At 62.7% G+C, this 11,615-nt stretch carries 12 protein-coding genes and 2 pseudogenes; 3 read left to right on the forward strand and 11 right to left on the reverse strand.

The genetic code is table 11. From position 1 onward, the window contains the following. Positions 1–139: 139 nt before the first annotated feature. The 7 genes from WJW29_RS12340 to WJW29_RS12370 all read right to left on the reverse strand — a co-directional run bounded on the left by WJW29_RS12340 (position 140) and on the right by WJW29_RS12370 (position 5,700). Complete coding sequence (locus WJW29_RS12340; protein WP_012444166.1) at positions 140–367, reverse strand: DUF4386 family protein; 228 nt, start codon at positions 365–367, stop codon at positions 140–142. A gap of 129 nt (positions 368–496) precedes the next feature. After that, positions 497–1,327 (reverse strand): S-formylglutathione hydrolase, encoded by an 831-nt coding sequence (fghA, locus tag WJW29_RS12345; protein ID WP_011260269.1) that lies wholly within the window; start codon positions 1,325–1,327, stop codon positions 497–499. Positions 1,328–1,336: 9 nt separating this feature from the next. Further along, positions 1,337–1,960, reverse strand: coding sequence for an S-(hydroxymethyl)glutathione synthase (gene gfa, locus WJW29_RS12350; protein ID WP_229002692.1), 624 nt, complete (start codon positions 1,958–1,960; stop codon positions 1,337–1,339). Between the two features lie 68 nt (positions 1,961–2,028). Next, positions 2,029–3,138: an S-(hydroxymethyl)glutathione dehydrogenase/class III alcohol dehydrogenase gene (locus WJW29_RS12355; protein ID WP_011409400.1), complete on the reverse strand. Its 1,110-nt coding sequence runs from the start codon at positions 3,136–3,138 to the stop codon at positions 2,029–2,031. 64 nt (positions 3,139–3,202) lie between these two features. Beyond that, the gene (locus WJW29_RS12360) at positions 3,203–3,478 is read right to left on the reverse strand and encodes a metal/formaldehyde-sensitive transcriptional repressor (protein WP_011260271.1); all 276 of its coding nucleotides are present in this window, start codon (positions 3,476–3,478) and stop codon (positions 3,203–3,205) included. A 329-nt stretch (positions 3,479–3,807) separates the two neighbouring features. Continuing rightward, the gene (locus tag WJW29_RS12365; RefSeq protein ID WP_041182493.1) at positions 3,808–4,170 is read right to left on the reverse strand and encodes a hypothetical protein; all 363 of its coding nucleotides are present in this window, start codon (positions 4,168–4,170) and stop codon (positions 3,808–3,810) included. 429 nt (positions 4,171–4,599) lie between these two features. Next, on the reverse strand, positions 4,600–5,700 hold the full coding sequence (locus tag WJW29_RS12370; protein WP_011260272.1) for a glycosyltransferase: 1,101 nt from the start codon (positions 5,698–5,700) through the stop codon (positions 4,600–4,602). Positions 5,701–5,838: 138 nt separating this feature from the next. Here WJW29_RS12370 and WJW29_RS12375 point away from each other — a divergent pair, with 138 nt between their 5' ends. Next, positions 5,839–6,558 (forward strand): response regulator transcription factor, encoded by a 720-nt coding sequence (locus tag WJW29_RS12375; protein WP_042465749.1) that lies wholly within the window; start codon positions 5,839–5,841, stop codon positions 6,556–6,558. Continuing rightward, positions 6,555–8,054, forward strand: a complete 1,500-nt coding sequence (locus WJW29_RS12380) for a HAMP domain-containing sensor histidine kinase (protein WP_011260274.1) — start codon at positions 6,555–6,557, stop codon at positions 8,052–8,054. Before WJW29_RS12375 ends, WJW29_RS12380 begins: the two co-directional genes overlap by 4 nt. Before the next feature lie 32 nt (positions 8,055–8,086). Here WJW29_RS12380 and WJW29_RS12385 read toward each other — a convergent pair whose 3' ends face one another. Then, positions 8,087–9,013 (reverse strand): hypothetical protein, encoded by a 927-nt coding sequence (locus WJW29_RS12385; RefSeq protein ID WP_024712625.1) that lies wholly within the window; start codon positions 9,011–9,013, stop codon positions 8,087–8,089. Then, complete coding sequence (locus WJW29_RS12390) at positions 9,013–9,579, reverse strand: hypothetical protein (protein ID WP_011409406.1); 567 nt, start codon at positions 9,577–9,579, stop codon at positions 9,013–9,015. Before WJW29_RS12390 ends, WJW29_RS12385 begins: the two co-directional genes overlap by 1 nt. Before the next feature lie 401 nt (positions 9,580–9,980). Between WJW29_RS12390 and WJW29_RS12395 the strand changes: the two genes are divergently transcribed. Then, positions 9,981–10,466 carry a hypothetical protein gene (locus WJW29_RS12395; protein ID WP_011409407.1) on the forward strand — a complete coding sequence of 162 codons (486 nt, stop codon included), beginning with the start codon at positions 9,981–9,983 and terminating at the stop codon, positions 10,464–10,466. A 62-nt stretch (positions 10,467–10,528) separates the two neighbouring features. Here the strand turns inward: WJW29_RS12395 and WJW29_RS12400 are convergent. Beyond that, positions 10,529–11,296, reverse strand: a pseudogene (locus WJW29_RS12400) (glutamate-cysteine ligase family protein); the annotation flags it as partial. A gap of 85 nt (positions 11,297–11,381) precedes the next feature. Further along, positions 11,382–11,615: pseudogene (locus tag WJW29_RS12405) on the reverse strand (IS701 family transposase); the annotation flags it as partial.

The following is an 11,615-nucleotide window of genomic DNA, read 5'->3' on the forward strand; positions in this document are numbered from 1 at the left end:
TCGCACTGGAGGCCAGCGGCAACACCCTCAGTTGGAACACCTTGCTGATTGCTTCGACTGACAGCGATGCGATGTTCAACAGCACAAACAACAACGCCAGACCACGACCCGCTGGCCGTAGCAACAGATAGTCGATTCATCACTGCACGACTGCACGCAATGGCACCACTAGATTGGCGCCAAGCCACATCTTCCAAAGCGCGGCGTGCGCCACGATTGACCGCAGCGTCGCCTGGTCATCGCCTGCAACGATCAACGCATTGGATACATAGCCTTCGGCCCAGCCTGCAAGCACGATGACTGCCAGATAGAGAGCACCAGCAAGACGTGCATAGAATTGCGGACGCGCGTGGATGTCATGCGCCATGGAGAGCCTTGTCTTGCTGAGGAACCGACCCACCCGGGTGCAGCAGCGTGTAGTCGCGACCGATGCCGCCATGTCACGCAAATATCAGCCGCCGTGCTCATCCCACGTCGCGCCCACAACCGCCCACGCTCATCCCCGCAAGGCCGCAGCATGATGCGCAATGTGCTCGCCCATAAAGCTTGAGATGAAGTAATAGCTGTGGTCGTAACCGGGTTGCAGCCGCACCGTCACCGGATAGCCGGCTGCCTTGGCCGCATCTTCGAACAACACTGTTTTCAGCTGGTTTTGAAGAAACTCGTCCGCGTCTCCCTGATCGATCAACAAGGGTAAGCGTTCCTGAGCATCAGCGATCAAGGCCGTAGCATCGTACGCGTTCCACGTGGCGCGATCGTCGCCCAGATACTGGCTAAACGCCTTCTCGCCCCATGGCACCTGGCTGGGCGCCACGATCGGCGAAAACGCCGACACGCTGCGATAGCGTCCCGGGTTTTTCAATGCGATGGTCAAGGCGCCATGCCCGCCCATCGAGTGGCCGCTGATCGCACGCACGCCAGTGGTGGCGAAGTGTGCTTCGATCAACGCCGGTAACTCGTTCACCACGTAGTCGTACATGCGGTAATGCGCAGCCCACGGCGCTTGTGTGGCATCGAGGTAGAAACCCGCGCCCTTGCCGATATCGTAGCCGTCCGCATCCGCTATATCGTCGCCACGCGGGCTGGTGTCGGGGGCCACCAGGATCACGCCATGCTCAGCGGCGTAGCGCTGCGCCCCTGCCTTGCTGATGAAGTTCTGCTCGGTGCAGGTCAGACCGCTCAGCCAGTACAGCACCGGCAGCGGGCCATCGGCGGCCTGCGGCGGCAGGTATACGCCCACGTGCATGCGGCAGTCCAAGGTCTGCGACTGATGCCGGTAGACATCCTGCCAACCGCCAAAACAGGCACGATGTTCGATACGTTCCATGAAGATTCCTTACGAAGAGAAAACCCCGCAGCCGGATCGCCGGCTGCAGGGTTGGACCATCAATGCAACAGACCCTTGTTGCGCGCGACATGCGCAGACAGGGCATCCATCAACGCCGGCGACAGGCAGTCGTATGGCGGCAACCCGAGTTCGGTCAGGCACGCGCACCCCATCCATCTGCTCCGGCGGCGTGCCGGTTTCGATCATGGACGACACGAACGCAGCAAAACCGGGCGCCGACCAGCCCTGTTGCTTCGACAACTCGGTGGACACGAAATCCAGGCCGTAGAACGCGTGGTCGTTGTTCTCGATCCGGCCATACAGATGCACGCCGCACCCGGTGCACGCGTGGCATTGGATCGTCGCGCTTTCATCGACGAGCGTCAGCTTCTCTTCGTGCGCCGTCACCTTGACCGTGTCGCGCGAGACCACCGCCACCACGGAGAACTTCGCGCCGTCGGGCTTCCAGCACTTGCTGCAACCACAGGCATGGTTGGGCGCGGTCTGCGCAGACACGTCGACGATCACCTTGTCACTGGCGCAGTGGCATTCAAGGGTGCCGCCTTGAAAACCTTCCGCGCCGCTTCGCGCAACACCGCCATCTACCGAAGAATGAATCGACACATGCGTCATGACGCCCCTCCCGGAGTCTTGTGTACTACGTGCGCGGAAGCGGCCACGCGCCGCTCCTGGCCGTACGGTCAGAAATGAATCACGGTCCGGATCGACTTGCCTTCATGCATCAGGTGGAAGGCTTCGTTGATCTCTTCCAGCGGCATGGTGTGGGTGATGAACGGATCCAGATCGATCTCGCCCTTCATCGATTGCTCCACCATGCCAGGCAATTGGGTCCGCCCCTTGACGCCGCCAAAGGCCGAGCCGCGCCACACGCGCCCGGTGACCAGCTGGAACGGGCGCGTGCTGATTTCCTGGCCGGCACCGGCCACCCCGATGATGACGCTCTCGCCCCAGCCCTTGTGGCAACACTCCAGCGCCGAACGCATGACATTGACGTTGCCGATGCACTCGAAGCTGAAGTCCACGCCGCCATCGGTCAACTCGACGATGACCTCCTGGATCGGCTTGTCGTAGTCCTTCGGGTTGATGCAGTCGGTGGCGCCCATGCTGCGTGCCAGATCGAACTTGCCCGGGTTGGTGTCGATTGCCAGGATGCGCCCGGCCTTGGCCTGCACCGCGCCCTGGATCACCGCCAGCCCAATGCCGCCCAGGCCGAACACCGCCACGCTTTCGCCCGGCTTGACCTTGGCGGTGTTGTGCACCGCACCGATGCCGGTGGTGACGCCGCAACCGAGCAGACAGACCTTTTCCAGCGGCGCCTCCGGGTTGACCACGGCCAGCGAAATCTCCGGCACCACGGTGTATTCGCTGAAGGTGCTGCAGCCCATGTAGTGATAGATCGGCTCGCCGTTATACGAGAAGCGCGTGGTGCCATCGGGCATCAAGCCCTTGCCCTGGGTGGCGCGCACGGCCTGGCACAGGTTGGTCTTGCCGGACAGACAGAATTTGCACTTGCGGCATTCGGCGGTGTACAGCGGGATCACGTGATCGCCCACCTTGACGCTGGTCACGCCTTCGCCGACCTGTTCGACGATGCCGCCGCCTTCATGCCCAAGCACCGACGGGAAGATGCCTTCCGGGTCGTCGCCGGACAGCGTGAACGCATCGGTGTGGCACACGCCGGTGTGCGTGATGCGCACCAGCACTTCGCCAGCCTTTGGCGGTGCGACGTCGATTTCGACCATTTCCAGCGGCTTGCCGGGTCCGAATGCAACTGCTGCACGGGATTTCATGGGATGACGCTCCTGACGATGCGGTTCGAGAACGGGCACGGCAAGCACCGGCCAGGTGGGAGATTTATTTGAGGTAGGACCGGACCAGGCCGAGCAGATCCTGCACCCGCTCGGCGCGTTGCGCATCAGATGCGGCGGCGTGTCCGAAATCTTCGCGGATATGCGCTTGGAGCACCTGCGACATCAGCCCATTCACGGCACCCCGGATCGCGGCGATCTGCTGCAAGACAGGCGCACAGTCCGCACCCGCCTGCAGCGCCCGCTCGAGCGCGTCGCATTGCCCGCGCAATCGGCGCACGCGTGCTAGGGCTCGCTTTTTCTCATGCGGCGAATGCGGCATGGCGGCTCCGGCAAAATACTGGGGGGCAGTATATGGTTTGCTTCAAGAAAAGCGATGGCCGGCCGCTTGCCGGCCGTGATCGTGGCGAGCGCGATCACCGCCATTGGTTGGTGGACGGCGCTGCAGTCACTGCGCGCTGACGGAACAGGCACACAGAGGCCACCTGTTAGCCGCAGCGCAGCACGTCCATTGCGCAGACATGCCCGACGAGCCGCGTACTGCATACGCGCGCGAGACGGACCCAATCCATGTCTGCGAGCAGTTACCGCCGCAACCTGACCCTGCCGACTGTCCGCACCGTTGCTGGCCGCTGACGTGGGGTATCCGCATCAGCGCGGCGGTGGCGGTGGCTGTGACGGTGCAAATCCTGCGACACCCAGGCATTCCGCCAGCATGTCCGGCGGCAGCTCCAGCAATGGCGCTGCGATGCCTTCCGCGTTAGCGCATGCCTGCAGCGCTGCGTCGAATTCGGAATCGTAAGGCGGTGGACCCGGCGGTCCGTCTGCCGCATCAGGTTCGCCAAATACATGCCTGTCGGCACGCGCACCCGGCGACTCGGCACCGTCAGCACGCGGCGGTGGCGGTGACAGCGCTACGCCCCTGCGTACCAGGCAGCCGTCGAAGCTTGCCTGATCCACTCGCTCCGACGCGGCGTGGTGCGCGACGTCGGCAGGTGGCGGAGCTGGGACCAAGCCTTGTTCCCGCACGCAAGCCTCTAATGCATCGATTGTTCTTGCACTCGGCGGCGGCGGTCGTACTGGCGCCCAATGCGCGTGGGGCGGTGGCGCATCCTGCGCAGTACGATAGAAATTCGCACAACCTCCCAAGCTGAGCGCTGCGAGTAGTGCGGCGCTGACAGCGACGCGTGGTTGGGTATGGACCATCGTGAATCTCCCTGGCTGGATGACGCATCTGCGCACCGCATGCAGATGGCGAACGCGGGCTATGCCGCATTTTCCAGGGGAGATTTGCAGCTTGCTTTGCTGCGGATTTGCCGCCACGCGCCGCATGCCGGCGTGTCTTGGCGCTTGCCGGCATCCGCAGCGCATGTAACACCATCTTCGGCCTGCGCCACGGAATATGCAGCAGATCCGCCAGTGGCAACGCGAACGCTGACGCCGTCAGTTTTCGGCAGCTGCCCGCGCCACGATGGCCACCGGATCCACAGCATGTCCCGGCAGCGACGCCAGCACCGCATTGCGAAAGCGCGCGGCGAATGCGGCATCGTTGGCCTGGTAGAACGCACGTGCGTTGGCCGACAACTGATCCAGCTGCGCCTGCGGCAATGCCAGGGCGCTTTCCACGGCCTGCGCGATGCCTGCCGCGTCCACGTAGTAATACGATGCAAGATGGCGCTGACGCACCTCCGCCACGGGAATCAGCACACCGTGTTCGGGCTTGATCAGTTCGTTCATCGGCTCGCCGTCGGTGGCCAGCGTCACCGCACCCACGCTCAGCGCTTCCATCAGGTAATGGCCGAAGCCTTCGGCCTCCGAGGGGCATAGATGGAACAGATGCGCGTTCTGCATGCGGCGCAGTTCGGCATCGTCTAGGTATCCAACGCGGTGGTCGATATTCGGCGCCACCACCGGCTTGCCGGCGGTGCGCGGGTTCTGCACCACCGTCAGCAACGGCCACTCAGGATGTCGCTGCCAGGTCTCCAGCAACACACGCGTGCCCTTGGCGGTACTGCGCCCGGCCAAGTGAAAGAAGGCGCGCTGACGGAATACGCGCGCGTCGTACCGGTCAGGGCTGGTGAAACCGATGAAGCGGGTGGCGCACCCGAGGCTGCGGAAGATCCGCTCGGCATGGTGAGTCTTGCACAGCACCGCATCGAAGCGCGGCAGCAGCGGCAGCCACTTGGGCAGCAACCATTCCGGGTTGGGCACCAGCAGGTTGATCTGCCCCAGCAACAGGCAGCGCCTGTAGACGCGCTCGGAAAAGATCTGTAGCGGCACCTGCCCGAAGAGCACGCGGCTGGCCCACAGGCGCACCTCGCGGCCGGTGTCGTGCAGGCGCTGGCTGGTGAATCCCACTTCCTGCACCGGCACGCCGCCGGCACGCAGTGTTTCGGCCATCAGCACCATGTCGCGGGTCAGGCCCACGCCGTTGTCGCGACTGATCACCCGCATCATCGGAAATGCCTTGTCATGCGCGCACGCACCAGTAGAGCGGCATCGTGTCGATGCCGTAGTTTCCTGCACGATGTCCCGTTCTATCATGGTACGTTACACGTGTGCCAATGGTTGACAAATTCGGTCATTATGATGCGTGCTCCCAGACTTGCAATTGCGAGCACCATCTATCCGGCAGCCACCACCTTGCGCGGGCCAACCTCCGCGCCACAGACGATGACCTCCATGGACCTGCAACCACCCTGCGTTCTCGTGGTCGACGACGACCCTGATCTGCGCAAGCTGATCGGCGAATTTCTGAGCGCGCACGGCTACCAGGTGGACATGGCCGAAAACGTGGCGGAGATGCGCTCTGTCATGGCACAGCGCCGCCCGGACCTCATCGTACTCGACGTGATGATGCCGGGAGAAGATGGGCTGAGTGCAGCGCGCACCCTGGCCAGCGAGCGCGGTTCACCTGCGGTCATCATGCTCAGCGCGCTGGGCAACGACACCGACCGCATCATCGGCCTGGAAGTCGGCGCCGACGATTACCTTGCCAAGCCCTGCAACCCGCACGAATTGCTCGCCCGTGTGCGCGCCCTGCTGCGGCGCAGCCAGTCCAGCAACGAGCAGTCCGATCAGCGCGGCAATGTCTACGAATTCGCCGGCTGGCGGCTGGACGTGGTGCGCCGCGACCTGCGCGACCCCACCGGCATCTTCATCAATCTCTCCGACGGCGAGTTCGCGCTGCTGCGCACCTTTGTCGAACACCCACAGCGCGTGCTCAGCCGCGACCAGCTGCTGGAGTGCGCCCGCGGCCGCGATACCGACGTCTACGACCGCGCCATCGACAGCCAGATCAGCCGCCTGCGCCGCAAGATCAACGAGCGCGTCCATACCGAATTGATTCGCACCGTACGCAACGAGGGCTACATGCTGCTGCCGAGCGTCTCGCGCCTGTGAGCAAACCGGCACGGCGCGGGCTGTCGATCTTTGCGCGGACCTTTGTGTTGTTGGCGGTAGCCCTGCTCACCGCCCAGGCGGTGGGCATCGCCCTGCTGGTGATGCACACCCCCGTGTATGAGCCGCCCGTGCATCCACCGGAAGTGGTGGCGCTGCTATCGACCCGCATGCCGGCCGGCACCCGGACCCTGAAAGTGCATGACTCGGCGCAGGCGCCCATGCCGCCGATAGGCCAGGTGCGCGACCCGTTCGCCGAAATGCTGCTTGCCCACTGGCTGGATGTGCCCGCAGCTCAGGTGCGGTTCTATCGCCACGCCAACGATCGCGAAGCGCCGCAGCCGGTCATGCTCCCGCCGCAGCGGTGGTCCACCCAGGAGCGCGCTGTCGATGCCGAGGGCGTGGCTGACGAACGTGCTGGTGCGCAAGGTCTGCCGCCCTTTCCGCACAACTGGCCGCGCGACGGCCAGCCAGGTGCGCTGTCCGGCACTGGGCCAGGTCCGGATGAAATGCACGGCGCCTGGGAAAGCGAACGGCTGACCCCCGGCGTCCCGTTACTGGATGGCTTCACCGCTGCCCTGCAACAACCCGACGGCCGCTGGCGCACCGTGGAATCGCCGCGTCGCCGCCTCTCTGGCGAGTTCAAGACCCATGTGGTACTGCTGTTCCTGGCCGGTCTGCTGGCCAACGTCCCACTGGCCTGGTGGTTTTCGCGGGCGCTGTCGGCACCGATCAAGCGCTTTGCCGAAGCCGCCGACCGCCTGGGCCGCAACCCCGATGCCGCCGCGCTGCAACGCACTGGCCCGCCGGAAATCGTACGCGCAGCCGATTCGTTCAATGCGATGCAGGCGCGCCTGAACCGCCTGATCAATGAACGCACGCACATGGTCGCGGCGATCGCGCACGACCTGCGCACGCCGCTGGCGCGGCTGTCGTTCCGCCTGGATGGCCTGCAACCACCGCTGCGCGACAAGGCACTGGCCGATATCGACGAAATGAAGGCGATGATTTCCGCAGCGCTGCATTTCATCCACAACGACAGCCACCGCACTCCCCGCTCTCCACTGGATTTCCGCCTCCTCGTGGAGAGTGTGGTGGACGATGCCAGGGACACCGGCGCCGACGTCAGCCTGCACGCCGGCCAGGCCATCACCCTCGACGGCGATCCGCTATCGCTGCGGCGCATGGTGATGAACCTGGTGGAGAACGCCTTGAAGTACGGCAAGCGCGCGCGTCTGCACCTGCGGCGCGAAGCCACCGAGTGCGTGCTGTGGATCGACGACGATGGCCCTGGCATCGATCCCAACCAGCAAGAAAAGCTGTTTCTGCCGTTCTTCCGCGGCGAAAACTCGCGCAACCGCGATACCGGCGGCATCGGCCTGGGCCTATCAGTGGCGCACAGCACGGTGCTCGCGCACGGCGGCGAAATCAAGCTGAACAACCGTCCCGAAAGCGGCCTGCGGGTGTGCGTGACACTGCCTTGCCAGGCCAGCACATAAATTTGCACGCAAGACACACGAGGCTGATCCGACTAGCGCCGTTGCCGACTGCCGTGTTCTGCCGCGCTTTCCCGCTGCAACGCGGCCTTCATCCTGGCCAGTCCATCGGAATTGGGCCAGCCCGCGAACGTCTCGAGGATGGTGCTGCCACGCACCAGATAGAACGTCGGCGTACCGGTGCTGTGCAGGAAAGCCCAGTCGCTGCGCTGATACATTAGGTGCATCGGCAGCATGGGCTGGCGGCGATTCCATTGCGCGATGCCGTCGATGGGCGGCCTGGCGCCCGGTGCGACCAGCAGCACGAGCCGCTCGCGCAGCCAGCGGTCGTCCTCGCTGCTCACGATCGCGTTGAGCGCGTTCGCCGAGAAATGGCAATCCGGATGGACCACCGCGAGTATGGCCAGACGGTCATCGTGTAGCGCGAACACACGCACCACAGCATGGGTCGGCGAGACGATATCTATCACGCGTCGCGACGATCCCAACGGTCGCTCGAATGCAAGCGTGGGCAGCGGTGCGAGAGGCCGCGTCGGCAACGCTGCCAGGATCCGGTTCGCCGCGTCGAACCGGCTGATCGAGGCCAACGCATCGGCATAGGAAATGATGTGCCAGCGGGTTACCCGCCCCTGTCGCTGCAGGCGCGCATAGAGACATCCCAGTTTGTGCACATACCGGGGGTCGAACGAATAGCCCTCGGCGAGCACCGTCGCCCGGAACAGATCGTCCTCGTCAAACGGCAACTTGGCGGCAGCGCAGGGATCGGCGGTGCCGACCATGCGTTCGTACAGAGAAACGACCGCCTCTGCGCGCTGGGCGCCAGACGAGACTTGAGCACTTTCGCTCAGGTCGGCCAGTGCATCGTAGAGCGAACCGTCGCGTGTTTGCGCGCAAACCATCGGCGCTGCCAAGGCGAGCAAGGCAGCGCCGATGAAACGAGCCACTGGGTGCAGCAATGGCATCAGCAGCCGCTCATGCAAATCTTACCTACGCTTTCCTCGCAAGTATGCCCGCCTATGCATGCGTAATCTTCATGATCTCCGTCTTGGCGCCTGTCAGGCGTGAAGGCTGACGCTGGATAGGCCCGACTCACGGCCCTGTCTTCTTCGGAATCGACGCGAATCTTGCGCATGCTGGAAACCTTGCTTTCCAACCCAAACAGCGACAGTAGCCGATACGCCTGACTAGCCGAAAGCTCTGCTTCTATATCGCTGTATCTAAACGATGTCACACCGGAGGCGTTGAAACGCAAGGATTCGACAAACCTTTTCCTTGCAGCGGGGGAAAGCAAATTAATCGGACTGGAGGCATCGGCTTTGACCAGGTACTGCGCGAGACCTTCGGCAGAATGAATCTGAGCCGTCCTCAACCGCAACGCTTTTTGTGCATCCTGATTGGTAGCCAACTCTGCAGCAACTTGCTCAGCGGCCGTGTTAATCGACACTTCTTCAGCTCGCCCGGATGCATTAACCGACAAACCGGACACCAGGCAGAAAACAGCAACGCAATGCGTCATTCCAAGCTTCATGATTGATCCTTTTCGTGAGAAGTGTTACTCCATGAAACAACAACAAAATACTTGCGTTATTACTGGAACTTTTTCGACGCAAGCCAAAGTGGAGGCTGCAGCAACGCTGTAATCAAAAAAATCTTGTTTACTGCCACACTCAGATCATCCTAGTCGATGGATGATCGCCACCTCCTCGCTCCTGCCTACCATTGCGTTTTTTTACATCGATACCGACTCAACGTCAACACATGCTCGGCGCGACGCAAAGCAGAAAAAAGAGAAGGGCAACACAGACTCAGAACTCCCCCATCGCTCCCCCTGTCGACCACCATCCATCACTGAGAATTGACATCCATCGTTGGCAATCTTACCGAATCCTCCCATCGCGGCGCTCGGAAAGAGCCTCCAAGGAGATCGCAATGAAACCGGAATCGAAAAGGCTGGCAGCATTGCTGGCAGCGGTGACCTGGGTGTCGGCAGGATTTCTTGATTGCGCGATGGCACGTCCGACCGACGCAGCACCAGCGGCAGCAGCAAAGCACGTCGATGCACAAGACGCTTCGCGGTTGCCAACGGCTCCCATTCGTTCCACCGAGCAACTTGATCGTTACCTGGCGAACGCGGATGCATCCAGCCCGCTTGCGTTGCTTTCGCCGGCTTCGCGGAAGCGCTTCATTCAATCGCTGCGTTTCAACGCAAACGGCGTGACGACGTTCACTTACAACGATATCGAAGCGGAACTTTCAGCCAGCCAGGCCTGCCGTCTGCTGACCCTGTTCGGCATCCAACACACTCTCGCCTCGATGCGCAAGATCCGCATCGAAACCCAGGAAGACGAAAAGGCGATGCAGTCCTGTGCGGCGACCCGCCTTCAACCGCCCACCGCCAACAGACCCCAGCACTGACATCCGGTGACGCTGGCACTCGCATCGCCCGCCACGGCATCTGGTTCGGCGAGGAGCACACCTCAGTACGCGAACTCGCCGAACACCCGGTCGATATCGCCCTGCCAGACGCCGTGATACAGCGCCAACTTGCGCTCGGCGGCGGTCTCGCCGCTATGCAGGATCTCTACCAACGGTTCGAGGAATCGCGATTCGTCCTGGACATCGCGATTCAGGCGCGCACGGCGACGCAAGCCGGCCAGGGCGATCTTCACCGCTTCGGTGGCGAGGTTCTGCACGCTGTCATTGCGGAACGGCAACTTCAGTGCATGGCGCGGCACCCCGTCGCGTAGCGCGTGGCGTTCGCTCCTGCTGAAATCTTTGACCAAATCCCAGGCCGCATCCAGCGCCGGGTCGTCGTACAGCAAACCGACCCAGAACGCGGACAGCGCGCACAGCCGCCCCCATGGCCTGGCGTCGGCGCCGCGCAGAAAATCGCGAAAGCTCTGCCCGCTGGCATCGATATAGGTGCCGTCGTGATAGGAAAAATACATCGGCACATCCAGCAGATAATCGAGATAGCGCTCGTAACCGAAGCCGTCCTCGAATACGAAATCGAGAATACCGGTGCGGTCGGCGTCGGTATCGATCCAGATGTGCGAGCGGTAGCTGAGGTAGCCGTTAGGCTTTCCCTCGGTGAATGGCGAATCGGCAAACAGTGCAGTGGCAATCGGCTGCAACGCGAGCGAGACACGAAATTTCTTGACCATGTCCGCTTCGCTGGCATAGTCCAGGTTGACCTGGACGGTGCAGGTGCGGGTCATCATGTCCAGGCCGAGCGCGCCGACCTTAGTTCTACTGTGTTACTAAATCCGAATCCGTTGGTACGGTGAGACCCCGCAACACGGGCAGTGTGGGAGGCTTCTGGCGATCAGCCTAGCCAGTCCGAAGGCCAGCGTGGCAATCGAGTTGGGATGGTGACGTTGCATTGGGGCCAGACCGGCGCGGGCGGACGCTTTTGGATACTGCAGGCATCTTGAATGCGACGGAGTTTTTTTTACTGCGCAGGCGCTCGCGCATCAAGAACCCGTATGCGGCGATGCACAGACTGGCGTGATGGTGAAAACCACGCCAGTTGCGCCCTTCATAGTGATGCAGGCCCAACTCCGA

It is taken from the genome of Xanthomonas sp. JL1, assembly GCF_038405005.1.

Excerpts from the sequence above, each read along its gene's own strand:
- WJW29_RS12340 (WP_012444166.1), bottom strand. The coding sequence starts at position 367 with ATGGCGCATGACATCCACGCGCGTCCGCAATTCTATGCACGTCTTGCT.
- WJW29_RS12390 (WP_011409406.1), bottom strand. The coding sequence starts at position 9,579 with ATGAAGCTTGGAATGACGCATTGCGTTGCTGTTTTCTGCCTGGTGTCC.
- WJW29_RS12375 (WP_042465749.1), top strand. The coding sequence starts at position 5,839 with ATGGACCTGCAACCACCCTGCGTTCTCGTGGTCGACGACGACCCTGAT.
- WJW29_RS12355 (WP_011409400.1), bottom strand. The coding sequence starts at position 3,138 with ATGAAATCCCGTGCAGCAGTTGCATTCGGACCCGGCAAGCCGCTGGAA.
- WJW29_RS12360 (WP_011260271.1), bottom strand. The coding sequence starts at position 3,478 with ATGCCGCATTCGCCGCATGAGAAAAAGCGAGCCCTAGCACGCGTGCGC.
- WJW29_RS12370 (WP_011260272.1), bottom strand. The coding sequence starts at position 5,700 with ATGATAGAACGGGACATCGTGCAGGAAACTACGGCATCGACACGATGC.
- fghA (WP_011260269.1), bottom strand. The coding sequence starts at position 1,327 with ATGGAACGTATCGAACATCGTGCCTGTTTTGGCGGTTGGCAGGATGTC.
- gfa (WP_229002692.1), bottom strand. The coding sequence starts at position 1,960 with ATGACGCATGTGTCGATTCATTCTTCGGTAGATGGCGGTGTTGCGCGA.
- WJW29_RS12395 (WP_011409407.1), top strand. The coding sequence starts at position 9,981 with ATGAAACCGGAATCGAAAAGGCTGGCAGCATTGCTGGCAGCGGTGACC.
- WJW29_RS12385 (WP_024712625.1), bottom strand. The coding sequence starts at position 9,013 with ATGCCATTGCTGCACCCAGTGGCTCGTTTCATCGGCGCTGCCTTGCTC.